A 25,422-nucleotide genomic window follows, 5' to 3' on the forward strand; every position below is an offset into this window, starting at 1 on the left:
CAGCAAAAAGGACTTAATCATGAGTCAAGCCAAGATCCCCTACTCTCTGCTGGCACTGGCCATAGCCTCGGCATTGACGCCGATAGCGGCTCAGGCAGAAGAAACCAACAATAAGGGCGAGCTGGAACGTATTGAAGTCACCGCCAGACGCACAGTGGAAAACCTGCAGGAAGTACCGGTCGCCGTCACCTCAGTCAGTGAGGCCGAGCTTAATGAGCGCGGTATTACCGTGGTGACCGAAGTGCAGCAGTTCTCCCCCAATACCACGCTGCAGGCGAGTCGGGGAACCAACTCCACCATGACCGCCTTTATTCGCGGCGTGGGCCAGCAGGACCCGCTCTGGGGTTATGAGCCCGGCGTCGGTATCTATGTGGATGATATCTATATCGCCCGCCCACAGGGGGCGGTGCTGGATCTGCTGGATGTGCAGCAGATAGAGATACTGCGAGGCCCTCAGGGCACGCTTTACGGCAAGAACACCATAGGCGGAGCGGTCAAGTATGTGACCAAGGTGATGTCCGGCGATCCCCAGCTGAATATTCAGGGCTCCTACGGCAGCTTTAATCAGAAAGATCTCAAGATCACCGGCCAGTATCCGCTGATAGACGAGCAGCTGTATCTGGGCTTTGGCTATGCCAACCTCAACCGCGATGGTTTCGGTGAGTTTTTGACCTCGGCCGAGCCGAACCAGGACAAAGAGAACTACAACAAAGATCTCAGTGCCATGCGACTCACCCTGGAGTATCACCCAACAGACTCACTGTTTTTCCGCCTCGCCTGGGATAAAACAGACGATAAGTCCAACGCCAAGGGGGGCTATCGCCTGCTGCCGAGTCTGCTGACCAATGCCCCGGTACCGGACAGCAAGTTTGACTCCTACACCAGTCTGCCCACCTGGAACGAGGTGGACCTCGAAGGTTGGAGCTTCACCGGCAGCTGGGACATAAACCACTCAACGCAGCTGAAATATATCGCGGCCAGAAGAGAGAGTTACTCACCCACCAACATAGATTTCGACAACACCTCACTGCAGATTTTCGACGTACCGGCCATCTATGACGACGAGCAAACCACCCATGAGCTGCAACTGCATCACAGCGGCGACAACTATAAGCTGGTGTCAGGTCTTTACTACTATGATGCCGAGTCCTGTGGCCAGTTTCAGGCGATTCTCGAAGAGCTTGGAAAGGCGCTCAACGCCCCTGGGCTGACCCGTGAAGTGAGCGGCTGCTCTAACTCCACCAGCAAGGCGGCCTACATTCAGGGCAGCTTAGATTTGAGTGACAACTGGTCCATGACCCTGGGGCTCAGATACACCCAGGATGAAAAGCAGGCCTATGTCCGCAACGGCCTGATATTTGATACCGTCTATCCCGAATCCGGCTGGGTGCCGGGCTATGTCCGCCCCGAAGGCGACTTGGTGCCCTTGGTATTGGACGACAGTGAAGACTGGTCCAAGCTGACCCCAAGAGTCGGGGTGGAATACCAGTACTCGGATGACATCATGTTCTTTGCCAGTTACGCCCAGGGTTTCAAATCCGGCACCTTTAATCCCAGGGCCGAAAGCGCCGAGCCGGCGGCAGATCCTGAAACCGTTGACAGCTTCGAGCTGGGGATGAAGAGCGAATGGGGCCGCAACTTAAGGGCCAACCTGACCCTGTTCAGCCTGGATCATAAGGACAGGCAGTATATCTCTGTTTTGCCGGGCGACACGGCCGCCGATCTCAATCAGCGCCTGGGTAACATAGGCTCTTCGGAGGCCCGTGGCGCAGAGCTTGAGATGACCTGGGTGGCCACAGACGCGCTGAACTTTGACCTGGCGGTGGGCTATATCGATGCGGAATTCAGTGAAGTGTTCGATACCGACCCTGCCACAGGTGAAACCTTCGACAAATCGGACAGATTTACCATAGCCAATACCCCGGATCTCACCTTTAACCTGGGTTTCACCTATCGTCTCTATGCCGATATCGGTGAGTTTGTCTTTAACGGCAACTATTACTATCGCGGTGACTATGTGCTGTTTGAGGAAGACAGCCTGCTAACCCAGGACGCCTACGGCCTGTTGAATCTGGGGATCACCTGGTATAGCAATGACGGCAGCTGGTATGCCGGCCTCTATGGCAAAAACCTCACCGATGAAGAGTACCTTATCGGCGGCTATCAGTTTGTCACCCCGGATCCGAGCGATCCGACAGATGTCAGCAAGTACACCCCAGGACTCGGTGGCGACAACACCCTGATTGGTTATTACGGCGATCCACGTACAGTGACCCTGACGGTAGGCTACCGCTTTTAATCCGTGCCCCGAACAAGGCTTACCCTAGGGTAAGCCTTGTTTTTATTGATACTTTCCCGTATAAAATTTGAAACCCGGAGCCCTTAGGATGAGTCTGGTGAAAGCCATAATTGCCGATGATCACCCGCTGTTTCGCAGCGCCCTCAAGCAAGCCGCCGCCTGCGTATTGGATGAAGCACAGATACGCGAATGCGCCGATCTCGAGGGGTTATTTGAGCTGCTCGGGCGACACAGTGAAACTGAGCTGGTGTTTCTCGACCTCGGCATTCCAGGAGCCAATGGTTTGCAGGGACTGTCGCAACTGCGCAATCAATACCCGGATGTGTTGATCATCATGGTGTCGGCCACCGAAGCACCGGCGATTATGCAGCAAGCCATCGCCCTGGGCGCTTCGGCCTATGTGCCCAAGTCCTCGCCGCTGGAGCGGATATCCGAAGCCATCGCCGAGGTGCTCAATGGCGAAACCTGGCTACCGGCGGATTTGGCGCTGGAAACTCTGGACGCCGATGACGAGCAGACGGACTTTGCCAGAAATCTGGAAAAACTGACGCCGCAACAATACAAGGTGCTGGCGATGATAGCCGATGGCCTGCTCAATAAGCAGATAGCCTATGAAATGCAGGTGCAGGAAACCACGGTCAAGCAGCATGTATCGGCCATTCTGCGCAAGCTCGGCCTCAACAACCGAACCCAGGCCGGTATCCGCTATAACCAGCTCAGCCGCCCCGAATAACGGTTTCCCCTTCCCCACAAAGCGCTTTATTTAAAAGCGCGCCTCAATTGAGCAAACGCTTGATACTGCGCCTGAGCGCCGGCAACTTCAGTGGCTTGTAAAGCAAGGGGAAACCGGCATCACTAACCTGCTCGCGAATGCTTTCGGCCTGATTGGCGGTATTGATAATCACAGGTAATCCGGACAACCCCTGGGAGGCCAACAGCTCAACCCCGGTGAGACCGGCATCCAACTGATAATCGACTATCAAAAGTTGCGGCAAGGGCAAACGCGCTTGCAGTTCAGCCAACTGTTCGGCGCCGGTGGCCTTTTCTATCTCGCAGCCCCAACTGCCCATGACCTGTCCCAGGGCTTCGAGCACGGTTTGATCATTATCCACCAGCCAAACCCGCAACCCGGCAAAATCGGACTCACTCTCCAAAGTCTTGGGTTTGACCGCGGCCACAGCCCCCGGCAGCGACTTACATTGCAGCAACAAGGTAAACTGAGTACCGGTTCCTACCTGGGACCCCAGCAGCAAGGGGATGTCCAACAGATCGCAAATACGCTTGGTAATCGCCAGCCCAAGCCCCAGTCCTTCGGCGTTACCGCGGCTGCCGAGCTGCTTGAACTCTTCAAATATGGTCAGTTGATCTTCCTTGGCGATGCCAATGCCCGTGTCTTCCACTATCAATGACAAGAGTCCGTTTTCAAGATAGGTCTTCAGCCGCACTTCACCCTGCTCGGTATAACGAATAGCGTTGCTGAGCAGATTACGCAGCACACGTTTGAGCAGCGCCTTGTCGGTATTGAGCAGCACTTCCTGACTCTCGAGATGAAAGCCTATGCCTTTTTGCGCCGCAAGCGCCTGATACTCGTGCCTGAGGGGATCTATGATTTGCCGCAATGGAAATTCACTGACATTCACCTTGAAGCCTCCGGCGTTGAGCTTGGTCAGTTCCAGAATACTGCTGAGCAGCTCTTCGGCGCTGCCAAGGGAGCTGCGGATATTATCGGCCAGGGTTTCCAGCTCACTGCCCCTGGCTTTATCACTCATCAAGGAGCAGAACAGGCTGGCGGCATTGAAGGGTTGCAACAGATCGTGACTGGCGGCGGCAAAAAAGCGGGTCTTGCTCTCGGTTGCCTGCTCGGCCACCCGTTTGGCATTGGACAGTTCACGGTTGGCCTGGGTCAACGCCCGAGTGCGCTGGTTGACCTTTTCTTCCAGCGAGGCATTGACGTGTTCCAGCTGGCGCTGCTGGCTGACAAAGTCGGTCACGTCCGTATAGGTGGTCACAAAGCCGCCACCGGGTAAGGGGTTACCCTGCATCTCATACACCCGGCCATTGCTGTGGGTGCGCTGATACTTATAGGCGCTGCCCTGACGCAGATAGTCGAGACGCTTGGCAATTTCCTGTTCGGGGTCTTCGCCGCGAAACATGCCTCTGTGGGCGTTGAGGCGAATGATCTCTTCCACCGGTCGACCTATATAGAGCGCCTCATCCGGGTAGAGAAACATATCCTTGTAGCCCTGATTCCAGGCCACCAGCCTCAGCTGGGAGTCCACCACACTGATCCCCTGTTGGATATTTTCTATGGTCGATTGCAGCAAGTCGCGATTAAAGCGCAGCACTTCGCGGGCCTCATCGACAAATTCGGCCACCTGCTCCAGCCCCTGATGTTTCTCATCTTTGGCGGCATCGATAATCAGCCTCGCCGAGGCGCCGCCGACCATGGCGGCGAGCTCTCTCTCGACCAGTTGCTCGGTTCGCACCGGCGCATCCGCTTTCCAGTGATTGGGATCCAGGGGGAACTCGCTGGCAACCAACTGACTGGCCGAGTCGGCTTCGCCGAAGCGTTTCAGCAAGGCTGCCAGATCATGAAAACTCAAACTGGCCTTGGGCACACCTTCCCGTCTGTCATCCCGGCTGATAACAAACTTGCTGCTCTGCAGCCGCTCGGCGAGCCCCGCCGGGCGCAGTACAGGCAGCAAGATATACACCATTAAATTGAGCCCAAGCGACAGCAGCATGGACTGGGTAATATCATCCAGCCCCAGCCCAAGTAGATCCCGCGGCGCCAAAGCCTGAACACCGAATGGGCCATTGTCGAGCCAGGGTTGGTAACCGACTGCGCCTATCACCAGATTCGGCAGCAGCAAGGTATAAAACCACACCAGCGAGCCTGAGGCGATCCCCAGCTGCGCCCCGAGACAAGAGGCCTGACGCCACCACAAACCTATGATCAGCGCAGGTGCAAACTGCGCCACCAGGGAAAAAGACATCAAGCCCACCATGGCAAGGGAGTTGGTATCGGCCAGTATTCTGTGGGTAAAGTAACTCAGTAGCAACAGCGCGAAGATCACCGCCCTTCTGGCCTGCAGCAAGGCGTTTTGGCTGAGGCCGCGACTGCCGGAGGCCAGTGATGAACGCCGCAGAATAAACTGATTGATAAAGTCGTTGGTGATCATGATTGACAGCACTATCGCCGAGACAATCACCATGCTGGTGGCCGCCGAAAAACCGCCGAGAAACACCATCAGGGAAACGACGTGATTCTCTACCGCCATCGGCAAGGCCAGTACGAAGGAGTCCGGCGCCACCTGCTCCTTACCGAACCATAACAGGCCGGCTACCGCGATAGGCAAAATAAACAGATTGATAAGAATGAGATACAGCGGAAACAGCCAGCGCGCCGTACTGAGATGGCCCTCGCCGCCCGGTTCAATAAACTGCATATGAAACTGACGCGGCAAACAGAACATGGCCAACACCCCAAGCAGGGTATGGGTGGCATAGATGTAGCCGGAGTCGACCTCAAAGCTCAAGTGCCCTTCAGCCTTGGCGCTCTGAGCCTGTTGCCAGAGTGCCAGCGGGCTGTCGAACAAACCGAAACAGACAAACAGCCCGACCGAGATAAAAGCAGCCAGCTTCACCAGCGATTCAAACGCCATACTGGCCACCAGCCCCGGGTTGTGCTCGCTGGGTCTTGGACGCCGGGCACCAAACAGTACGGCAAACAGCGCCAGCAGCAACATGATATAAAAGGTACTGTCTTGCCAGAATCCGCCTGAGGAAACCTCTTCGCCCGTGAGCATGGCGATACTTTCTGAGGTGGCCGACAGCTGCAACGAAATATAGGGCACTATGGCAATCACGGAAATAAAAGACACCAGCCCGGAGAGGCTGGAAGACTGGCCATAGCGGCTGGCGATAAAGTCGGCCAGGGATGTGAGTTTTTCATCGCGGCAGATTTGTGCCACCCGGCAGTAAAGCCGCCAGCCAAATAGAAACAGGATCAAGGTACCGGCATAGGTGGGCGCCAGCCACCAACCATGATTGGCAGCCTGGGCCGTGGTACCGAAAAAAGCCCAGGAGGTGCAGTAGACGCCGAGTGTCAGGCTATAAAACAGTGCCCGAAAGCGTTTGGGTTTATATTTATCCGCCCACCAGGCGATGATAAACAACAGCGCGAGATACAAAAGTGCCAGCAGGCTGACGGACCAGATAGAGAACATAGGCAAAGGTTTTTATTTTCAGCTTAACCAGTTCTGCTGCAAAAAGCAGCGCTAACTTTAGTCTTATTCAAACTTAGGGAAGTCTGACTTCGACAGGCCCCGGCATGCCTTCAGTCAGATGCCTTGAACGCCAATTGCTGTGCAAGCCACGCCCTACAAAAGAGAAGGCCACGAGGACTTATTCGCACCTCCCTAACAAAAGGCACGGGCATAGGTGGGCGCAATCCGTTATAATCCGCCGCAGCTGAAACAAAGTTAATCAGGTTCAAAAACAGATGGCAGAAATAGGTCAAAGTTGCACCCTGGAAGTGGTCAAACAGGTTGATTTCGGGGTTTACCTCAACGCTCATGAGTTGGGACAGGTGTTATTACCCAATAAAGTGGTGCCCAAGGGTTGTCAGGTGGGCGACAAGTTGGAGGTGTTCCTCTATCTGGACTCCAACGACCTGCCCATCGCAACCACTAAAAAGCCCCTGGCTCAGGTGGGTGAGTTTGCTTATCTCAAGGTAGTTTCCATTGGTCGGGTCGGTGCCTTCCTCGATTGGGGACTGGAAAAAGATCTGCTGCTGCCCTTCGGTGAGCAGCACAAGCAGGCCGAAGAAGGCCGCAGTTACCTGGTCTATGTTCACCGTAACCGCGCCGACGAGCGGATTGTCGCTTCGTCCAAAATCGATAAGTTTGTCGATAAGAGCCCGGCTTGGTACAAGAATGGTCAACAGGTTGACCTTATCATCGCAGGTACCACAGATCTCGGCTATAAGGCGATAGTCAACAACAAGCATTGGGGCGTCATCTATCAAAATGAGGTGTTCCGTAAGCTGAAGTTTGGCCAAAAGCTCAAGGGTTATATCAAGCAGGTGCGTCACGACAACAAACTGGATCTGACCCTGCAAAAGGCTGACCGTCAGGAGTTGGATCAGCAATCACAGCGGATCATGAAGAAGCTGGCTCAGGCCGGCGGCTTCCTGCCCTACAGCGACAAGACCTCGCCCGAGGTGATCTACGCCGAACTTGGCATGAGCAAGAAGGCCTTCAAAAAAGCCATCGGCGGCCTGTTCAAGGCCGGAAAACTGCGCATCGAAGATGACGGTATCCACGCCAATAATTGAACAAAGAACTGACAAAGAACTGGCAAAGAATTGAGCAAAAATAACGCGCCTGCCCTATTCAGGAAAGGCGCAGCCGAGGAAAACCGCGACATCGGCTCAAGGCTCTGATATAACTCAAAAACACTGAGTAAAATGTCGGTCAGTTGGCCGACATCTGCCTTGAATGGAACTGTCAATTATGTTGCAACTCAATGCCATCGAAGCCAGAGTGATTGGCTGCCTGCTGGAAAAAGAAGTCACCACTCCGGATCTTTATCCCCTGTCTCTCAATTCACTGACCCAAGCCTGCAATCAAAAGACCAGCCGCGATCCCGTGATGGAACTGAGCGAGTCTGAAGTGCAGCAAGCCTTGGACAGCCTAAGTAAAAAACGTCTGCTGAGTGAGCAATCCGGCTTTGGCAGCCGGGTCATTAAATACCGCCACAGATTCTGCAACACAGAATTTGGCGAGCTGCAGTTTTCCCCGGCGGAGCTGGCGATAGTGTGTTTGTTGCTGCTGCGCGGCGCCCAAACCGCTGGTGAACTCAGAAGCCGGGCTCAGCGGCTGTTTGAATTTGACGGCCTGCCACAAGTGGAGCAAACCCTGCTGGCGTTGAAAGACAAAGGCTTTATCCGCCAACTGGCAAGGGAGCCGGGAAAACGTGAGATACGCTTTGCCGAGAACTTCACCGAGTATGGTGGTGTATCTGAAGGTTCCGGCGGCGCCGATACCACTCAGATTGCCAATCAAGCTGCAGCTCACCATGAAGGTGAGCGCGAAAGAGAGCCCGAAACGGCGAGCCAGAGCCGGATAGCCTTGCTTGAACAAGAACTGGCGACAATGAAGCAAGAGCTGGCTTTACTAAAACAGGAATTGGCCGAGCTTAAGGCGCAACTGGCATAATTGACCGTAAAAGCGACAGCTACGGCTTGAAATAGCGGCCAGGCGTTGGCCTGCCTGGCCTCATGGTGTTAGGCTGGCGTCTTATCGGCAACCCAGTGCTTGCGCCGGTCGCTGCAAGGACTCCATATTTGGAGCAAAACAAGGAACCACATGACAACTGCAACTCACAGCACTCATCCCGGAGGGCTGAAAAACGCCCTGCAACTCGCGGGATTTGAACTCTATAAACTCATTTTCCACCGCCGTGGCACCCTGGCGATGATAGCTTTCGCCCTGGTGTGGCTGCTGATCCTCGCCTATCCGGTCCGAGGTGCCGCCAGCTTTCTGTTGAACCCGGACTTCAAGCATTTTGTTACCGGCGCCTTCGGTGAAGGCACTCTGGATCAACTGTTTGCCTGGCCGGTTGCCGAGCAAGCCGTCTATTGGGTCATCAGTCTCTACCTGTTCCCCATGTTCAGCATTCTTATCTGCGGCGATCAGTTCGCCTCGGACAAAAACCGCGGCACACTGCGCTTCCTCAGCCTGCGTTCGGGCCGCGATGCCCTCTTCTTCGGCCGCTTCCTCGGCATGATGTTGATCCAATTGCTGTTGGTTGCCATCACAGTCATAGCAACCGTATTTTTGGCCATGAGCCGGGATATGGCATTGGTGCTACCCGCGCTGACTTCCGGCTTGATGATGACACTCAATCTGGTATTGATCCTGCTGCCCTACACCGCCCTGATGGCGCTGTTCTCACTCTGGGCAAGCTCGGCCAGATTGGCCAGTGTATTCGCGGTGCTTTTCTTTGCCGTCATGATGATAGTAATGGCGGTTATCAATGCTCAGCTGCCCATGCTCTCTTTCATCGGTTATCTGGTGCCCGGCGCACAGATAGATGCCATGCTCAATGCCCAGCCGTTAACGGCACTGTCAAGTGCTTGGTTGCCATTGCTGCAAACCATTGGATTATTGGCGATAGGCCGCACCATGATGCAGCGAGGTGATCTATGAGTCTGATTAACTGTAAAGGCCTGAGCAAACTCTACGGCGGCAAGCGGGCATTGGATAGCATCGACTTGCAACTGGAGCCCGGTAGTCCCATCGCCCTGGTCGGCCCCAACGGTGCCGGCAAGACCACCTTAATGAGCCTGCTGCTGGGTTATATACGTCCAAGTAGTGGTGAAATCACTGTGATGGGACAGCGCCCGGGCAGTACCGGACTTTTAGGACAGATCTCGGCCCTGCCCCAGGACGCCGCCCTGGATCCCGGCTTCAACCTGCTGACTCAATTCAGCCTTTTTGCCCGCATGCAGGGTATGGGCGCAGAAGCTGCCAAGGCTGAATCCCTGCGGGTGCTGGCGCTGGTAGGCCTTGAGGACGTCGCCAATCAAAAACCCAACTCTCTGAGTCATGGTATGGGGAAACGCGCCGCGATAGCTCAGGCGCTGATAGGCAACCCCAAGCTGGTGTTGCTGGATGAACCCACGGCCGGACTGGATCCCGCCAACGCCCGCAAAATTCGCGAGTTAGTAGAATCCCTGAGCGCAGACACCACCTTTATTATCAGCTCCCACAATCTGGATGAACTGGAAAAACTCTGTGATAGAGTGCTGTATCTGGACAAAGGTAAACTGAGCCAGTCGGTCACCATGCAGCAGAGCAGCGCCGAAGCCTATCTGACGCTGCAGATGCAACACTGTGATCAGGAAAAACTGCTGGAGGCACTCTACGCCCTTGAAGGTGTTTACGAGGTCTCGGCCAAGGGCAAACAAAACTACCTTATCCGTTACCAACCGGAGAAGGACACCTTGGATATCGAACTGCTGCAGCTACTCAAGCAAAATGGCTGGCAATATCGCAGCCTGATGCGAGGCCGCACACTGGAAGATACCCTGTTCGACGGCGCAGCCTAAATCTGAATCTCAGCCACTCGTCCATACCAGTCGAGCCCTGACACGAAAAAACCTATGCCTTGGCATAGGTTTTTTTCTTTATTCTACAGCAGGTTAGTGTCACGCTTTTACTTTTTTAATCGAACCACCCAGGGTATTTTCACCTAGCCCCGCTATTTACACTCATTCATATCAATTTGTATCAAAATCAGTTTGCAGCAGCTTAATCACATACCTTTCTACTTTATGCCTGCTATTTTCACCAACAAAGTCGTGGGAAAGACGCAAGTGCGTTCTTTTTCGTAAGGAGTGGCTTGGGCCTGACAGAAGTCGTACCAGGGGCCTGCCAAAATCGGATAAATCAGAGACTCAATTGCGGTTATCGGGATAAATGAAGGTATATTTTTTAAAACAGAGTAATAGCTTGAAATAAGTTAATCTTAATTTGAGAGATCACTACAAATTAGAACAAAAGCTCTAGCCAGAGACCACTTGTTGAAGAGATAAAAGACTGAAGAGATAGAAATTGAGCGGGCTTAACTATGAAGACATAAAAAGCCAATACATAAAATCAAGGCATAAAAAAACCGCGCTTCCTTACACCAGAGAGTGTAGGTTCACGCGGTTTATTACTGTATCGCTCGGGTTACCCCGAAAAGCGATTAGCCGATAACAGAAACGTTTTCAGCTTGAGGACCTTTCTGGCCCTGAGTAACAGTGAAGGATACTTTCTGACCTTCGTCCAGAGTCTTGAAGCCGTCAGAGTTGATGGCGCGGAAGTGTACAAACACGTCTGGACCAGACTCTTGCTCGATGAAACCGAAACCTTTGTCAGAGTTGAACCACTTAACTACACCAGTTACTTGTGACATGATATAAATCCTGTAAATAAAACTATCTTTTAAGCCTTAACGGCGGTGGAGCTGAAAATGCCGGTATTACTTATGTTTACAGGACGAACTGGTCGTATTGAAGACATAAAAATAAGCCCAACTTTCAAGCTAAGTAGACTATAAATCATTCTGGAGATAAGTCAACAAACTTAATTGAGCCCTTGAGGTTTTTTTTACTTAAATTTCGAGTATTTGCCGTAACAAGTTGAAACCTATCTTATAGTTCTACGTCTTATGTATTACGCCGGTAAACCTGAATGTAAAAATCCAGCTCACAACCCAATCCCTCAGCCTGCAGCTGCTGTTTTTGTTCGGCGCTGAGCTTCCAGGCATAGGGAGTCATCTCCAAAAAGTCATTGCAAACCTGCCCGGCCGGTAAAACCAGCGGCCACTGCAATCGCTCATCATGCAGCAGACCAAAACCCGGTAGCTCTGACTTGGTCGGCTCATGCTCTCTTGGCTCACTGTAGATGATCTCTTTCAACTGAAAGTGATGTCTGGGGCCTGGGGATACACAGATAAAAATGCCGCCTGGCCTACACACCCGCGCCAACTCCTTATCTTTTGATGGCGCATAGATACGCAACATGAGCTCAAAAGCAGCATCGGCAAAAGGCATGTCGTAGGCGCTGGCCACACAAAAGCGCATCTGGGGATGTGCCTTGGCGGCGTAGCGAATCGCGGTTCTGGAAATATCCAATCCATAGAGTTCGCCACCAACAGCTTGTTGCAAACGCTCGCTGTAGTAGCCTTCACCGCAGCCCAGATCCAAAATCTCGGGTTGTCCCTTGCCATACTCCAGCGCCAGCTCGTTGACCCTGTCGCTGAGAGCCTGATAATAGCCGGCGTTCAAAAAAGCACGCCTGGCCTGCATCATCTGCTTGTTGTCACCGGGATCGCGGGAGTTTTTCTTCTGCACCGGCAACAGGTTGACATAGCCTTCCTTTGCCTGATCAAAACTGTGGTTTTGGCCACAACGCCATTGTTTTCCGTCCTGCACCAACTCGCTGCGGCACAGGGGACAAATATAAGTCATGCATTACTTCCATCAGAATCGGGCTTTGCAGCCCAAGGTGGTTTTACTCTTCGTCGGTCAACTGCCTGACCATGGCATTGAGCTCCGGCGATGACAAGAGTTCATAGCACTCAAGCGCGCGCCTGAGCTTTTCTTCGGTGCCATCATGGTTGGCACTCTGGCGGTAATTGGGACGCTCAAGCGACTGATTATAACATCGCAGCAGCCATTGACGTTTCTGGGATAGACCTGTGAGCAGATGCCAGACTTCGTTGAGCAGGCCTTCGGGCAATTTAGCCCCATGCGCCTGCTGGTATCGTTCCAGCCTGATTCGAGCCTGAGTCACTTCACTGAGTTGCACCGCCAACTTTTCACTACTGGCTTGATAATCCTGAGCTTCGGCCAACGCTGTCTTGGCCAGAATGATCTCTCTTGGCTCCTGTGACAAACGCAAATCCTGCTCCAGAGGCAGCAGCTCGAATCTGCCGGTTTGTAACGAGCAGAGAAATGTCTGCCCCGGCCATAAATCGAGACACACTCCCTGCCTCAGGGCAGCGATGCAACTTGAAGTACTGGTTCCAACTTCAGAGTAAAGTCTAAAGCCCTGACCTGCCGTGCGCGACACTCCATCCTTCCTGACGGATTCCAAGGGTAGCAACTGCTGAGTCAGAAAAGGTTGCAGCCTCAAAATAAACTGCCCCTGCGAAGCCTTGTCTTCTCCTTCAAGCATTACCCATTCAAGCAGCGGCGAGCGCAAGGCCTCCGACAACACAAAATCACTGACACTGTCCGGCAGGCTGAGGCACAACCTGGTCGGCATTGAAAGATTGACTATGGTGGGTGAACTGAAAAACTGACTGTACATCTGCATCCCTTCGGGTAATCTGAACCTCGTTGTCCCTGCCGGCAGGCCGCTTATTGTAACCAGAGACCATCGATTCACCAAGGGCGGTTTTTAACCGAAATACCAGCGATAATGCCGGCAAAATCCCATTTCCGTAAAAAAATGTTAAGATAAGCTTTTGTCTACAGAGCCAAAGTCATCAGCATGAGTCAAGCCCAACCTCAGCCTTCCATATTCTGGCATGATTATGAAACATTCGGTGCTAATCCGGCGAAAGACAGGCCGGCGCAGTTTGCCGGGATACGTACCGATCTGGAGCTGAACATCATTGGCGAGCCCGAGACCTTTTACTGTCAGATAGCCAGCGATTACCTGCCCTCTCCCGAGGCGATCCTCATCACAGGTATCACGCCGCAGCTGGCGAATGGCAAAGGGCTGCCGGAAACCGAGTTTATGGGGCGGATCAATGCCCTGTTCAGCCAAGCCAATACCTGCGTCGCCGGCTACAACTCGCTGCGATTTGATGATGAGGTCAGCCGTTATGGTTTTTACCGTAACTTTATCGATCCCTATGCCAGAGAATGGCAGCAAGGCAATTCCCGCTGGGATATTATCGATCTGGTTCGGGCCTGCTATGCCCTGCGCCCGGACGGGATCAACTGGTCAACCAAAGAGGACGGCTCTCCCAGTTTCAAGCTCGAACATCTGACCCAGGCCAACGGACTCGGCCATGAAAAGGCTCACGATGCCATGTCAGATGTTTACGCCACCATAGCCTTGGCCAAACTGATCAAAGAGAAACAACCAAGACTGTTTGACTACTATTTCAAACTCAGACGTAAGCAGGCAGTCTCTGAGCAAATCGATGTACTCAATATGCAACCTTTGGTGCATATCAGCTCCAAGATCCCGGCGACTCAGGGCTGTGCCACTCTCATTGCCCCTGTGGCCCATCATCCGGAGAACAAGAATGCCATTGTCTGCGTTAACCTGCATATGGATATCAGCCCGCTGATTGAATTGGATGTAGACAGCATTCGCGAGCGCCTCTATACGCCAAGAAGCGAATTGGCAGAAGATGAATTACCCATACCGGTTAAACAGGTGCATATCAATAAGTGCCCCTTTATTGCCACCGCCAAGACACTGACCGATGAAGCCGCCGAGCGGATTGGATTTGACAAGGCCTTTGCCCGCGAGCAATACAAGCGCCTGCGCCAGCATCCGCAGATCCGCGCCAAGCTGGCAAGCCTGTTTGATACCCCAAGGGACAACCAGAGTGCAGATCCGGATCTTATGCTCTACAGCGGAGGATTCTTCTCTCCGGCGGATAAGGCCAAGATGGAGATGATCCGCCATACCGCCCCCGATAATCTGGCGGCGCTGGATCTCAGCTTTGACGACCCCAGGCTCAAGGAGATGCTGTTTCGTTACCGTGCCCGCAACTATCCTTCGACACTTACGGACAAAGAAACACTGCGCTGGCATGAGTTCTGTCAGCAAAGACTCAACGATCCGGATTATGTCATTCGCTTGGAAAATCTGTTGGAAGAAACTGCCGAAAATGAAAGTCACCAGCGACTTCTCAAGGCTCTGGTGCAATACTTACAGGCGCTTTAACGGAATTTTGCGAAGCCAGTCCCGTTTCCACTGTAACTTCCTGACTAAACTGGATAACCATTAGCTTAACATTTAACAAGGAATGGCCAATGCAAGACAGATTTGTAAACAGCCTGAACCAGTTGCCCAAGACACTTGCCGAGCAATTGGTGCCACTGCTCAACGATGAGTTCGCCGGTCATCTGGATGCACAGCAGCTGAGTGAGTTGGCCAAGGTCAGCGGCCTTGGTGATGATGAATTACTGCTGGCACTCTTGCCTATTGCTGCGGCACTGGCCAATCCGCCAATCAGCGAGTTCTATGTCGGCGCCATCGCCAAAGGCAAGAGCGGTGATATCTATATGGGCGCCAATATCGAACTGCCGGGTGAAGCCTTGTGTCACTCGGTTCACGCCGAGCAAAGCGCCATCAGTCATGCCTGGCTGAGCGGTGAAAGCCAGGTAGTCGATATCATAGTCAACGAGAGTCCCTGCGGCCACTGCCGTCAGTTTATGAATGAGTTGGTGGCCGGGCAAGAGATCCGCATTCATCTGCCCAAGCAGCCTACAGCGCCTTTGAGTCATTACCTGCCCTACGCCTTTGGTCCCAAAGATCTCAATGTCACCACGCCTTTGCTGAGTAAACAACAGGTAAACCTGGCGCTTGAAAGCTCCGATCCCATGGTGATTGAAGCGCTGGATCACGCCAGCCTCAGCTATGCGCCGTATAGCAAGAGTCATTGTGCGGTAGTACTGGAAACGGCTGATGGCGCCACCTTCTGTGGCCGTTACGCCGAGAACGCCGCCTTTAACCCATCCATGATGCCAATGCAGATGGCACTGTCGACCCTGCTGCGCCATAACCGCAGCTTCAGTGAAATCAAACGGGCACTGCTGCTGGAATCGGCCGATGGCAAAATCTCTCTGGTGGGAGCCAGCATGGACGCCCTGCACGCTGTGGCGCCTGTAGAGCTGGAACATATAGTGGTCAGCCCCGAGCCCAACTGATAGCAGACTCAAAACCCAAAAAGGACAGCAGAAGCTGTCCTTTTGTTATCTCCAATCGCCTGCCTTACTTGCTACGGCACTTCTCTTGGCGAGCCATCAGACTGGAAGTATCCCAGCGGTTACCGCCGATGGCCTGTACTTCACCGTAAAATTGATCAACCATGGCGGTCAGCGGCAAATGCGAGCCATTGCGTCTGGCTTCATTGAGGGCTATGCCTAAGTCTTTGCGCATCCAGTCCACCGCAAATCCAAAATCATACTCACCCTTCAGCATGGTCTTGTGACGATTTTCCATTTGCCAGCTCTGGGCCGCGCCTTTGCTGATCACCTCAACTACCTTCTCGCCATCGAGCCCGGCGCTCTTGGCAAAATGCATGGCTTCGGCCAAACCTTGTACCACACCGGCAATGCAGATTTGATTGACCATCTTGGTCAACTGCCCGGCGCCAACATCTCCCAATAGTTCGGCGCAGCGGGCATAGGCAGCCATCACAGGTTTTACCCGCGCAAATACCGCCTCAGAGCCGCCGGCCATAATGGTCAATACCCCATTCTCGGCGCCGGCCTGACCGCCGGAAACCGGCGCGTCCATAAAATCGATGTCCTTCTCGGCCAGCAAAGCGGCCAACTCCCGCGCCACGTCGCATGAGGCAGTGGTGTGATCGACAAAGATACTTCCCGGAGCCATACCATGTACTGCGCCCTCTTCACCCAGTACGACCTGGCGTAAGTCATCATCATTGCCGACACAGGCAAAGACAATATCCTGTCCCTCGGCGGCTTGGGCCGGAGTCGCGCAGCAGCGCCCACCAAACTCTGCCGCCCAGGCTTCAGCCTTGGAGAAAGTACGGTTGTAAACAGTGACCTGGTGCCCCTGTTTTTGCAGATGCCCAGCCATGGGATACCCCATAACACCTAGACCGAGAAATGCGACATTCGCCATGATATTTCCTTGATTGTTTTAAGTGCGGGAACAGGCTGGCCCGATTGCCGACCATGCTTCAAAACCTTTGGCGTAAAGCCAAGGTTTTGGTTTAAAGCAAAATTCTTAGTTTAAACCAAAGCCGAGAGTGACAATTCGAGCCGATGTTTAAGCCGCATTTTGCCATGGGGCAGCGTAAAGGAGAAGTTGATACGGGCAAACTCAGCATCCCGCATACAGAAAAGAGCCACGAATGTGGCTCTTGAAATCAACACTTAAGGATGAACGTGCGCTTCCATTTCCGCGCCGATTTTCTTGCGCATCTCCATCAACTTGATTGCCGAATCCCTGAGCTCTATGTCTCTTGCCGATGTCGGCTGCCATTCAGGTACAGGCGTAGGTTTACCTTCATCGTCTACCGCCACCATGATGACAATACAGTGAGTGGTCAGATGGCGCTCGGAATCCTTGGGATCGCCGGCCTTTACGTCCAAACCTATGTGCATGGAGGTGCTGCCGGTATAGATCACCTTGGCGCTCACCTCCACTATATTGCCCACATGAATAGGTTTGACAAATCTGATCCCACCGGCGTAAACCGTGATGCAGTATTTACCGCTCCAACCGGCCGCACAAGCATAGGCCGCCAAGTCAATCCACTTCATTACTGCGCCGCCGTGTACCTTGCCGCCAAAGTTGACGTCAGCGGGCTCGGCCAAAAACCTCAGGGTTATCTGTCTCTCTGTTCCTGCCATGGGATCCTCTCATCAGGCTTGGCGATCTGCTGACCGCACCTGGCTGAGAGTGTACGCGAAAATTTCGCAATCACCCAAACTTACATACCAGGAAACTTCCGCCAATCACCAGAGGTAAGGCCAGCCGATAAATCCAAAGCTGCAATTTGCTGCTGATAAAACGGGACAGATGAAACAGTGAGTAAATGCCCATCGCCAGCAGGAAGATGCCAAGCACCTCTACCCCGGCTATCACATCGGCATCGCCGCCGGCATAAACCGCTGCTGTCAACAAGGCAAACCAGAGCACTGTATAGGCAGCTATGGCCAAACTAAAAGTGCGAACACCAATTTCCATCGCCGGTTGCCAGCGGCTGTTTTCGCCCCGCACCAACTCGGTTAAATTGGCAGCAATCGCTCCGACTACGGCCATAACAGGAAACATTGCAGGATTGAGCATAGTGAAAACTCCAGAATCATTTGGCGGGATTCTGGCGCTATATTCAGGGAATGCCAATAGAGATGAACAAAGGTTAATTCTGGGTTTAGCTTGAGAATATGACTAACTGATTTTAAAGATAAAAAAAGCGCCATCTGGCGCTTTTTCAAGAGGTTGAATCTTAAACTCGCTTCAGCAACAAAGAGCCATTGGTGCCACCGAACCCGAAAGAGTTACATAGCACATGCTCTACTTTGGTCTGACGTGCGGTATGGGCAACAAAGTCCAGATCGCAACCTTCGTCCGGATTGTCCAGGTTGATGGTAGGCGGAACTACCTGATCTTTAAGGGCCAACACAGAGAAAATGGTTTCCACTGCACCGGCAGCCCCGAGCAAATGACCCGTCATCGACTTGGTGGAGCTCACCATCAGCTTATAGGCATGATCGCCAAAGATGGACTTCACTGCCGCCGCTTCGGCCTTATCGCCTGCCGGCGTAGAAGTACCGTGAGCGTTAATATAATCTATGCTTTCGGGAGCCAGGCTTGCATCTCTCAGCGCATTTTTCATGGCTGCCGCAGCGCCGGCGCCATCGGCTGGCGGCGAGGTCATATGGAAGGCATCGCCGCTCATACCGAAACCAACCAGCTCGGCATAAATCTTGGCACCGCGAGCCTTGGCGCGCTCATACTCTTCCAGCACCAGTACCCCGGCGCCGTCGCCGATAACAAAACCGTCTCTGTCTTTATCCCATGGGCGGCTGGCCGCCTGAGGGTCATCATTACGGGTAGACAAGGCCTTGGCCGCGGCAAAGCCACCCACGCCCAGAGGACAAGTCACATCTTCAGCGCCACCGGCAACCATCACATCGGCATCGCCATAAGCTATGGTACGGGCTGCGAAACCTATGTTGTGAACCCCGGTGGTACAGGCAGTTGTCACCGCAAAGTTAGGGCCGGTCATGCCGTACATGATGGACAGATGACCGGCAATCATATTGATGATGGTGCTGGGCACAAAGAAAGGGGAAATTTTACGTGGGCCACCGGCCATCAAGGCGCTGTGGTTTTGCTCAATCAACCACATGCCGCCCATGCCGGCGCCGATAGCGGTTCCGACTCGGGTCGGATCTTCTTTATCCATCTCCAATCCGGAATCACGCATGGCCTGAATGCCGGCAGCCATACCGTACTGAATAAAGAGGTCCATCTTGCGGGCGTCTTTACGGGACAGGTACTGCTCTACGTCAAAATCTTTGACTGAGCCTGAAAAACGGGTGCTGAATTCGCTGGCATCAAACTTGGTGATAGGCGCGATACCGCTCTGACCTGCCAGCAAGGCTTGCCAGGTGCTGTCCACTGTGTTGCCGACCGGGGTCACCAGACCCAGGCCAGTGATAACGACTCGACGTTTAGTCACTGTGTCCACCTTAGATTAACGGGTGAGTTACCATGATAGGCCAGGCTGTTGCAGCCTACCATTGCCGCCGGCCAGCAGCCGAATGGTCACAAGACACGATAATGCATCGGCTGATACTGGTACAACCAGAAACTGACGGGGCGAAAACAAAAACAGGCGGCAATTATGCCGCCTGTTTTCTGGAATTCTGGATTACTGATTCTTGGAAACGTAATCGATCGCTGCCTGAACGGTAGTGATTTTCTCAGCTTCCTCATCAGGGATCTCGGTATCAAACTCTTCTTCCAGAGCCATAACCAACTCAACAGTGTCCAGAGAATCTGCACCCAGATCGTCTACGAAAGAAGCTGCTGGCTTAACGTCTTCTTCTTTAACGCCCAGTTGCTCTACGATGATTTTCTTTACACGTTCTTCGATGTTGCTCATTAGTTTTCTTTCCTATTCAAATTACGCACTTGCGTAAGATTGCGAGTAGTTTATTAGATTTGACCAACATTGCAAGCCTAGAATTCGTGGTCTAACCACGATTTTAGGCCCTCAATTGCTGCAGATCACCACCCAATTGCGACAGTATCCCTGCCATTCGCCCTTAAACCATATACATCCCGCCATTTACATGCAAGGTTTCCCCTGTGATGTAAGCGGCGGCATCCGAGGCCAAAAAGAGCACGGCGTTGGCAATTTCCTGTGCCTGACCCAAGCGTCTCATTGGAACCTGGGACATGATGGCCTGTTGCTGATCTTCTGTCAGCTCATCCGTCATATCTGTCTGGATAAAACCAGGAGCAATAGCATTAACTGTAATTTGACGAGATGCAACCTCTCTGGCGAGAGATTTTGTAAATCCGATCAAACCCGCTTTGGCCGCAGAGTAGTTCACTTGGCCCGCATTGCCCATGGTACCTACCACAGAGCCGATATTGATGATACGACCATGACGTTTCTTCATCATTGAGCGCATCACTGGCTTGGATAACCTGAAAAGAGATGTCAGGTTGGTGTCCAGGATATCCTGCCACTCATCCTCTTTCATCAGCATCAATAAATTGTCACGGGTGATGCCAGCATTGTTTACCAGAATATCAACATCACCGGCTTTTTCTTTGATCGAGGCAAATAAATTTTCAACAGATTGTGGATCTGTGACATTCAGCACCAAACCATGGCCCTTATCGCCCAGATAAGCCGAGATGGCTTCAGCGCCACGCTCACTGGTTGCGGTACCGAATACTGTGGCACCGGCCTCGGCCAGAGTAGTGGCAATCGACTTGCCAATGCCACGACTGGCGCCGGTAACCAGGGCAATCTTGCCGCTTAAGTCTAATGTTACGCTCATGAAAAGCTCCTTATTCGATCAATGCAGCCAGAGAAGCGGCATCGTTGACTGCCTTGGCAGTAAGGGATTTATTAATGCGCTTGCAAAGCCCGGTCAAGACTTTACCCGGACCCACTTCATAGAGCTCAGTGACCCCCATGGCCGCCATGGCTTCAACGGTTTCAGTCCAGCGCACCGGGCTGTATAGCTGACGTACCAAGGCATCACGGATATCAGCGGCAGCTTGTGGCTGGGCGACATCCGCATTGTTAATCACGGGAATTTGCGGCTGGCTAAATTCGATGTTACCCAGTGCACTGGCCAGTTTATCGGCGGCAGGCTTCATCAAAGCGCAATGGGAAGGCACGCTCACAGGCAAGGCAACCGCCATTTTGGCGCCTGCTGCCTTACAGGCTGCGGCGGCGCGCTCAACCGCGGCTTTTTCACCGGCAATCACGACCTGGCCTGGGCTATTGTAGTTAACCGGGCTAACCACAGCGCCTTCGGCGCTGTCTTCACAGGCCTTGGCAATGGCGTCGTTATCCAGGCCTATGATGGCAAACATGACGCCGGTTCCGGCAGGAACCGCTTGCTGCATCAATTGACCACGCAGTTCAACCAACTTAACTGCATCGGTAAACTTGAGCACCCCGGCACACACCAGCGCCGAGTATTCACCCAAACTGTGGCCTGCCATCACGCTGGGCGCGGATTTGCCGGCCGCTTGCCAGGCGCGATACAGGGCGACACTGGCGCTCAGCAAGGCAGGCTGGGTCTTGTCAGTCTCGTTAAGAGTTTCGGCCGGTCCCTGCTGCACCAGTTGCCACAAGTCGTAACCCAGTACTTCACTGGCTTCACGAAAAGTCTCGGTCACGACCGGATAGCCTTCGGCAAGATCGGCAAGCATGCCAACAGCCTGAGAACCTTGTCCCGGGAACACGAAAGCGAAGTTTTCCATATTCATTTACCTATGATTGCAGGCAGCAAAGCTGATGCCGCTGCCCGAGTCCACTGATCTGCCCGGCAGATCAACTTGTATGCATTGAGACGTCCCGCTCACTTACGCGAAGAAAGCAGGCACTGAATATCAGAAGCGAACCAAGGCGCTACCCCAGGCAAAACCGGCACCGAAGGCTTCAAGCAGCAAGAGTTGCCCGCGCTTGATGCGGCCATCGCGCACCGCTTCGTCCAGTGCAATCGGCACTGAGGCAGCTGAAGTATTGCCATGTTTGGCCAGCGTCAGCACCACTTTATCAAGACTCATGTCCAATTTCTTGGCTGTAGCATTAATAATGCGGAAATTGGCCTGATGTGGCACCAGCCAATCTATTTCTGACTTGTCGACGTTATTCAATCTCAGGGTTTCTGTCACCACATGGGACAACTGAGTCACGGCGACCTTGAAGACATCGTTGCCCTTCATGGTCATAAAGCCCACGGCTTCGGAGGTTTCTCCGGCTCTGGGTGGAAAGGCACATTTGAGCAGATCGCCCTGACGGCCATCGGCGTAGATATGGGTAGAGATGATCCCCGGCTCTTCACTGGCGCCCACCACGGCGGCACCGGCACCATCACCAAAGAGAATAATGGTGGTCCTGTCTTCCGGCTCACAGAGTCTGGAAAGAACATCGGCGCCTATTACCAGCACTTTCTTGGCCGCACCGGTTTTCACGAACTGATCGGCAACCGACAGCGCATAGACAAAGCCGGAACAAGCGGCAGCGACATCAAATGCCGGGATGGTATGAACCCCCAACATGGCCTGCACTTCACAAGCAGCTGCCGGAAAAGCGTTTGCCGCACTTGTGGTGCCGCAGATAATCATATCGAGTTCACCGGCTTCGATGCCTGCCATTTCAATGGCCTTCAGCGCCGCCTGATAACCCATAGTGGCAACCGTTTCACTGGCATCAGCGATCCGACGCTCAGAAATACCCGTGCGCTCAACAATCCACTGGTCACTGGTTTCCACCATTTTTTCCAGATCCTGATTGCTACGCACCTGCGCCGGCAGATAACTGCCAGTTCCAAGAATTTTTGTATGCATAAGGAGAAATCAGCTGTTTATATCTAAAAGTATCGACTCGAGACGCTGCTTGATCATCTCAGGGAGTCGACGTCTTGCTTCAGTGACTGCCAAGCTAATCGCTTGTAAATAGGCAGTTTCATCCGCATTCCCATGGCTCTTGACGACTATTCCGCGCAATCCTATCAGACTTGCTCCGTTATAGTGGTCGGGGTTCATCTGTTTGAGCACGCTTTGAATACTGGGAGCCAATAATTTGGCCAACATGCGTACAAAAAAGCCTCGGGTCAGCCCTTCCTTAAGCTGATGGATCAACAGTCTGGCAATGCCTTCTGAAGTTTTCAGGGTAATATTACCGACAAAACCGTCGCAGACAATCACATCGACTTTGCCTCGGTAAATCTCATCCCCTTCGATAAAACCTTGATAATTGATTTGAGGAGTATGTTGCAACAACTGGGCAGCCTGCTGCACCTGATCGTTGCCTTTGATCTCTTCGCTACCGACATTGAGCAGCGCAACCTTGGGTCTGGGTTGTTTGGTCACTGCTTCGCAGAGTACTGAACCCATGACGGAAAACTGGAACAGAGTATCTGAATCACAGGAAACATTAGCCCCGAGATCCAGCAGATAGACTGGCTTATGATTGATGGTGGGAAGACAACTGACCAAAGCGGGTCTGTCTATACCCGGCAGCGTCTTTAGTACCACCTTGGCCATCGCCATCAGCGCGCCGGTATTTCCCGCACTGACACACGCCTGGGCCTCGCCTCTATGCACAGCATCCAGCGCCTGACGCATTGAGCTGTCACGCCGGCAACGCAAAGCATGCACTGGCCTGTCGGACATACTGACCACTTCAGTGGTATGCCTGAGTTCTATTCTATCTGTAATGTCTTGCCCGGATTGGGCGAGATATGGCTGTATCTGGTCTTGGTCACCAACCAGAATAAACCTGAGATCTGGATATAATTTAAGTGCCTGCAGGGCTGCAGGCACAGTCACGTGGGGGCCATGGTCGCCACCCATCGCATCTAACGCAAGCGTCAGACTCGTCATAAGACAATCAACAACTTACTTGTTGATTACCTTTTTGCCACGGTAGAAACCGTCAGCAGTCACATTGTGACGACGATGCAGTTCACCGCTGGTAGCGTCTACAGACAGCTGAGCAGTGCTCAGTGCATCGTGTGAACGGCGCATACCGCGCTTTGAACGAGATTTTTTATTCTGTTGTACAGCCATTGATCTGTCTCCTGGATTACTTGCTCTTCAGTTTTTCTAACACTGCAAACGGATTTGGACGCTCCTCTTGAGCGGCTTCAATCTCGCCTATAGCCACATCCTTGGAACCTGTATGACATTCATCTACGTCATGGGTAGGTATCAAGGGCATAGCCAGTATCAATTCATCTTCAATCAATTGATGCAGACGAACTTCGCCAATTTCATTACACTCAATAGGGTCATACGCATCCGGGAGCTCATCGATTTCAGCTTCATTCCGGCAAGGACTGAAACTAAACTCGACCGTAACCTCTGTGGTAAATAGTGTCATGCAGCGTTGACATAGCAGAGTGAGCTCCGTCACAGCCTTCCCTTTCAGGTAGACTATCCCCTGTAAATCCACACCACACTCAATTGACACTGTCACATCGGAACAGTCGCCGGCACATAATTCATTCAATCGCTTCAGTTGCGTACCAGGAACAACACCTTGATAGCTAAGGCGGCTGGTCGCAGCACGAATGGGATCAATTGAAACCGGTATCTTTACTGTTTGCATAAGGCGCGCATATTATAGTTTGAAACCGCCGGAGTCAAAGGAAAAATGATGATGAGGCTCGCAAAGGAAACAAAACCTGTGCGCTCCCAGCCATCATAGGCCTGTTCCAACGGGTTCGAAATTGACGGACGCAGAATTCTACCCAAGCATAGGGCTCTTCACAAGCCGTTGCCGCGCAAAATAAAGCCAGTCATCTCATCCCAAAGCCACTCTTGCCAGGCATTGGCAAATTTGGCGACAATATCCGGCTCCCACATCGCTTTGGAACCCAAGATATGACCCACCAAGATGACAGCACCAAGGCTGCGGTATCACCCACAGAACCTCAGTTGATTTTAGCCTCAACCTCCAGCTATCGAAAGGCACTATTGGCAAAATTGGATTTGGCGTTTGAGTGTGTAGCTCCCGAAGTGGATGAAACGCCCCAGCCTGAAGAAACCGCCTTTGATTTGGTCAAGCGTCTGGCGGCAGCCAAAGCGCAGGCCGGGGCAAAGCAGCTATGCAACGCACTGGTGATAGGTTCTGATCAGGTCGCTGTGATTGATGGTCAAATCGTCGGCAAGCCACTGACTGAAGAGAAAGCCTGCAAACAATTACAGGCTGCCTCGGGGAAAAGCATCACCTTTTATACCGGGCTGGCGCTCTTTGACAGCCGCAGCGGCCAAACTCAGGTGGAAGTCGAACCCTTCACTGTGCATTTCAGAAACCTGAGCCAAGATGAAATCGCCGACTATGTTCGCCGCGAGCAACCGCTCTGGTGTGCCGGCAGCTTTAAGTGTGAAGGCTTGGGCATCGCCCTGTTTCGGGCCCTTGAAGGACGGGATCCCAACACACTAATAGGTTTACCCTTAATCCTGCTCATCGAAATGCTCTCCCGTCAAGGTATAAAAGTATTGGGAGATGCTGCGGCGCCAGGAAGATGAAGGCTCAGGCGCTGCCTCTTACCTGTACCTATTCTCTCCTACAGACTTGCCAAAGCACATGTGGCACTGTGATGCAAGATGATACGGGTGTCGGATGGGTCCGAA

The 25,422-nt window shown here is 52.9% G+C and carries 24 protein-coding genes; 9 read left to right on the top strand and 15 right to left on the bottom strand.

Translation table 11 applies throughout. From position 1 onward, the window contains the following. Positions 1-19 precede the first annotated feature (19 nt). The gene (locus tag N512_RS0102595) at positions 20-2,299 is read left to right on the top strand and encodes a TonB-dependent receptor (protein WP_028779309.1); all 2,280 of its coding nucleotides are present in this window, start codon (positions 20-22) and stop codon (positions 2,297-2,299) included. An 88-nt stretch (positions 2,300-2,387) separates the two neighbouring features. Further along, the gene (locus N512_RS0102600; RefSeq protein WP_025888960.1) at positions 2,388-3,032 is read left to right on the top strand and encodes a response regulator; all 645 of its coding nucleotides are present in this window, start codon (positions 2,388-2,390) and stop codon (positions 3,030-3,032) included. 43 nt (positions 3,033-3,075) lie between these two features. Here the strand turns inward: N512_RS0102600 and N512_RS0102605 are convergent, their stop codons facing one another. After that, a complete protein-coding gene (locus N512_RS0102605) occupies positions 3,076-6,528 on the bottom strand; it encodes a PAS domain-containing hybrid sensor histidine kinase/response regulator (protein WP_028779310.1) in 3,453 nt (1,150 codons plus the stop codon). Positions 6,529-6,803: 275 nt separating this feature from the next. On the opposite strand from N512_RS0102605, the gene N512_RS0102610 reads away from it, so the two are divergent. The 4 genes from N512_RS0102610 to N512_RS0102625 all read left to right on the top strand — a co-directional run bounded on the left by N512_RS0102610 (position 6,804) and on the right by N512_RS0102625 (position 10,415). Continuing rightward, complete coding sequence (locus tag N512_RS0102610; RefSeq protein ID WP_025009611.1) at positions 6,804-7,637, top strand: CvfB family protein; 834 nt, start codon at positions 6,804-6,806, stop codon at positions 7,635-7,637. 178 nt (positions 7,638-7,815) lie between these two features. Further along, a complete protein-coding gene (locus N512_RS0102615; RefSeq protein WP_443018261.1) occupies positions 7,816-8,520 on the top strand; it encodes a YceH family protein in 705 nt (234 codons plus the stop codon). A gap of 150 nt (positions 8,521-8,670) precedes the next feature. Next, the gene (locus tag N512_RS0102620; protein ID WP_037473950.1) at positions 8,671-9,513 is read left to right on the top strand and encodes an ABC transporter permease subunit; all 843 of its coding nucleotides are present in this window, start codon (positions 8,671-8,673) and stop codon (positions 9,511-9,513) included. Continuing rightward, complete coding sequence (locus N512_RS0102625) at positions 9,510-10,415, top strand: ABC transporter ATP-binding protein (protein WP_028779313.1); 906 nt, start codon at positions 9,510-9,512, stop codon at positions 10,413-10,415. Before N512_RS0102620 ends, N512_RS0102625 begins: the two co-directional genes overlap by 4 nt. Positions 10,416-11,056: 641 nt before the next feature. Here the strand turns inward: N512_RS0102625 and N512_RS0102630 are convergent. The 3 genes from N512_RS0102630 to N512_RS0102640 form a co-directional block, all read right to left on the bottom strand. Continuing rightward, positions 11,057-11,266: a cold-shock protein gene (locus N512_RS0102630; RefSeq protein ID WP_025009607.1), complete on the bottom strand. Its 210-nt coding sequence runs from the start codon at positions 11,264-11,266 to the stop codon at positions 11,057-11,059. A 253-nt stretch (positions 11,267-11,519) separates the two neighbouring features. Continuing rightward, positions 11,520-12,323 carry a 23S rRNA (guanine(745)-N(1))-methyltransferase gene (rlmA, locus tag N512_RS0102635; RefSeq protein WP_028779314.1) on the bottom strand — a complete coding sequence of 268 codons (804 nt, stop codon included), beginning with the start codon at positions 12,321-12,323 and terminating at the stop codon, positions 11,520-11,522. 43 nt (positions 12,324-12,366) lie between these two features. After that, positions 12,367-13,167, bottom strand: coding sequence for a hypothetical protein (locus N512_RS0102640; RefSeq protein ID WP_025009606.1), 801 nt, complete (start codon positions 13,165-13,167; stop codon positions 12,367-12,369). A gap of 183 nt (positions 13,168-13,350) precedes the next feature. On the opposite strand from N512_RS0102640, the gene sbcB reads away from it, so the two are divergent. Continuing rightward, positions 13,351-14,766 (top strand): exodeoxyribonuclease I, encoded by a 1,416-nt coding sequence (gene sbcB, locus N512_RS0102645; protein WP_028779315.1) that lies wholly within the window; start codon positions 13,351-13,353, stop codon positions 14,764-14,766. Between the two features lie 89 nt (positions 14,767-14,855). Beyond that, positions 14,856-15,752 (top strand): cytidine deaminase, encoded by an 897-nt coding sequence (cdd, locus tag N512_RS0102650; protein WP_025009553.1) that lies wholly within the window; start codon positions 14,856-14,858, stop codon positions 15,750-15,752. Between the two features lie 64 nt (positions 15,753-15,816). Here the strand turns inward: cdd and N512_RS0102655 are convergent, their stop codons facing one another. The 11 genes from N512_RS0102655 to yceD all read right to left on the bottom strand — a co-directional run bounded on the left by N512_RS0102655 (position 15,817) and on the right by yceD (position 24,394). After that, the gene (locus N512_RS0102655; protein WP_028779316.1) at positions 15,817-16,695 is read right to left on the bottom strand and encodes an NAD(P)-dependent oxidoreductase; all 879 of its coding nucleotides are present in this window, start codon (positions 16,693-16,695) and stop codon (positions 15,817-15,819) included. A gap of 254 nt (positions 16,696-16,949) precedes the next feature. After that, positions 16,950-17,429, bottom strand: a complete 480-nt coding sequence (locus tag N512_RS0102660; protein WP_025009552.1) for an acyl-CoA thioesterase — start codon at positions 17,427-17,429, stop codon at positions 16,950-16,952. A gap of 70 nt (positions 17,430-17,499) precedes the next feature. Next, positions 17,500-17,868, bottom strand: coding sequence for a hypothetical protein (locus tag N512_RS0102665; RefSeq protein ID WP_025888946.1), 369 nt, complete (start codon positions 17,866-17,868; stop codon positions 17,500-17,502). A gap of 160 nt (positions 17,869-18,028) precedes the next feature. Further along, on the bottom strand, positions 18,029-19,267 hold the full coding sequence (fabF, locus tag N512_RS0102670) for a beta-ketoacyl-ACP synthase II (RefSeq protein WP_028779317.1): 1,239 nt from the start codon (positions 19,265-19,267) through the stop codon (positions 18,029-18,031). Between the two features lie 192 nt (positions 19,268-19,459). After that, positions 19,460-19,693 carry an acyl carrier protein gene (gene acpP / locus N512_RS0102675; RefSeq protein ID WP_006081231.1) on the bottom strand — a complete coding sequence of 78 codons (234 nt, stop codon included), beginning with the start codon at positions 19,691-19,693 and terminating at the stop codon, positions 19,460-19,462. A 163-nt stretch (positions 19,694-19,856) separates the two neighbouring features. Beyond that, complete coding sequence (gene fabG / locus N512_RS0102680; RefSeq protein ID WP_025009550.1) at positions 19,857-20,603, bottom strand: 3-oxoacyl-ACP reductase FabG; 747 nt, start codon at positions 20,601-20,603, stop codon at positions 19,857-19,859. Between the two features lie 10 nt (positions 20,604-20,613). Continuing rightward, the gene (fabD, locus tag N512_RS0102685; protein ID WP_028779318.1) at positions 20,614-21,540 is read right to left on the bottom strand and encodes an ACP S-malonyltransferase; all 927 of its coding nucleotides are present in this window, start codon (positions 21,538-21,540) and stop codon (positions 20,614-20,616) included. Positions 21,541-21,669: 129 nt separating this feature from the next. Next, positions 21,670-22,629 carry a beta-ketoacyl-ACP synthase III gene (locus N512_RS24295; RefSeq protein WP_025009548.1) on the bottom strand — a complete coding sequence of 320 codons (960 nt, stop codon included), beginning with the start codon at positions 22,627-22,629 and terminating at the stop codon, positions 21,670-21,672. A 9-nt stretch (positions 22,630-22,638) separates the two neighbouring features. Then, positions 22,639-23,667, bottom strand: coding sequence for a phosphate acyltransferase PlsX (gene plsX / locus N512_RS24300; protein WP_025009547.1), 1,029 nt, complete (start codon positions 23,665-23,667; stop codon positions 22,639-22,641). A gap of 15 nt (positions 23,668-23,682) precedes the next feature. Beyond that, entirely contained in the window at positions 23,683-23,853 is a 171-nt protein-coding gene (gene rpmF, locus N512_RS0102700) for a 50S ribosomal protein L32 (RefSeq protein WP_025009546.1), read from the bottom strand. 16 nt (positions 23,854-23,869) lie between these two features. Then, positions 23,870-24,394, bottom strand: coding sequence for a 23S rRNA accumulation protein YceD (yceD, locus tag N512_RS0102705; protein ID WP_025009545.1), 525 nt, complete (start codon positions 24,392-24,394; stop codon positions 23,870-23,872). Between the two features lie 275 nt (positions 24,395-24,669). Here yceD and N512_RS0102715 point away from each other — a divergent pair, with 275 nt between their 5' ends. Then, positions 24,670-25,317 carry a Maf family protein gene (locus tag N512_RS0102715; RefSeq protein ID WP_051472616.1) on the top strand — a complete coding sequence of 216 codons (648 nt, stop codon included), beginning with the start codon at positions 24,670-24,672 and terminating at the stop codon, positions 25,315-25,317. Positions 25,318-25,422: the final 105 nt, after the last annotated feature.

This window comes from Shewanella sp. 38A_GOM-205m (assembly GCF_000518445.1).
Lineage (GTDB): Bacteria > Pseudomonadota > Gammaproteobacteria > Enterobacterales > Shewanellaceae > Shewanella > Shewanella algae.

Coding starts and splice junctions, on each gene's coding strand:
- acpP (WP_006081231.1), bottom strand. CDS start 19,693: ATGAGCAACATCGAAGAACGTGTAAAGAAAATCATCGTAGAGCAACTG.
- N512_RS0102615 (WP_443018261.1), top strand. CDS start 7,816: ATGTTGCAACTCAATGCCATCGAAGCCAGAGTGATTGGCTGCCTGCTG.
- sbcB (WP_028779315.1), top strand. CDS start 13,351: ATGAGTCAAGCCCAACCTCAGCCTTCCATATTCTGGCATGATTATGAA.
- N512_RS0102620 (WP_037473950.1), top strand. CDS start 8,671: ATGACAACTGCAACTCACAGCACTCATCCCGGAGGGCTGAAAAACGCC.
- N512_RS0102640 (WP_025009606.1), bottom strand. CDS start 13,167: ATGTACAGTCAGTTTTTCAGTTCACCCACCATAGTCAATCTTTCAATG.
- N512_RS0102715 (WP_051472616.1), top strand. CDS start 24,670: ATGACCCACCAAGATGACAGCACCAAGGCTGCGGTATCACCCACAGAA.
- N512_RS0102625 (WP_028779313.1), top strand. CDS start 9,510: ATGAGTCTGATTAACTGTAAAGGCCTGAGCAAACTCTACGGCGGCAAG.
- plsX (WP_025009547.1), bottom strand. CDS start 23,667: ATGACGAGTCTGACGCTTGCGTTAGATGCGATGGGTGGCGACCATGGC.
- N512_RS0102630 (WP_025009607.1), bottom strand. CDS start 11,266: ATGTCACAAGTAACTGGTGTAGTTAAGTGGTTCAACTCTGACAAAGGT.
- N512_RS0102655 (WP_028779316.1), bottom strand. CDS start 16,695: ATGGCGAATGTCGCATTTCTCGGTCTAGGTGTTATGGGGTATCCCATG.
- N512_RS0102605 (WP_028779310.1), bottom strand. CDS start 6,528: ATGTTCTCTATCTGGTCCGTCAGCCTGCTGGCACTTTTGTATCTCGCG.
- rlmA (WP_028779314.1), bottom strand. CDS start 12,323: ATGACTTATATTTGTCCCCTGTGCCGCAGCGAGTTGGTGCAGGACGGA.
- fabG (WP_025009550.1), bottom strand. CDS start 20,603: ATGAGCGTAACATTAGACTTAAGCGGCAAGATTGCCCTGGTTACCGGC.
- N512_RS0102610 (WP_025009611.1), top strand. CDS start 6,804: ATGGCAGAAATAGGTCAAAGTTGCACCCTGGAAGTGGTCAAACAGGTT.
- rpmF (WP_025009546.1), bottom strand. CDS start 23,853: ATGGCTGTACAACAGAATAAAAAATCTCGTTCAAAGCGCGGTATGCGC.
- N512_RS0102665 (WP_025888946.1), bottom strand. CDS start 17,868: ATGCTCAATCCTGCAATGTTTCCTGTTATGGCCGTAGTCGGAGCGATT.
- N512_RS0102595 (WP_028779309.1), top strand. CDS start 20: ATGAGTCAAGCCAAGATCCCCTACTCTCTGCTGGCACTGGCCATAGCC.
- N512_RS24295 (WP_025009548.1), bottom strand. CDS start 22,629: ATGCATACAAAAATTCTTGGAACTGGCAGTTATCTGCCGGCGCAGGTG.
- yceD (WP_025009545.1), bottom strand. CDS start 24,394: ATGCAAACAGTAAAGATACCGGTTTCAATTGATCCCATTCGTGCTGCG.
- fabD (WP_028779318.1), bottom strand. CDS start 21,540: ATGGAAAACTTCGCTTTCGTGTTCCCGGGACAAGGTTCTCAGGCTGTT.
- N512_RS0102600 (WP_025888960.1), top strand. CDS start 2,388: ATGAGTCTGGTGAAAGCCATAATTGCCGATGATCACCCGCTGTTTCGC.
- cdd (WP_025009553.1), top strand. CDS start 14,856: ATGCAAGACAGATTTGTAAACAGCCTGAACCAGTTGCCCAAGACACTT.
- N512_RS0102660 (WP_025009552.1), bottom strand. CDS start 17,429: ATGGCAGGAACAGAGAGACAGATAACCCTGAGGTTTTTGGCCGAGCCC.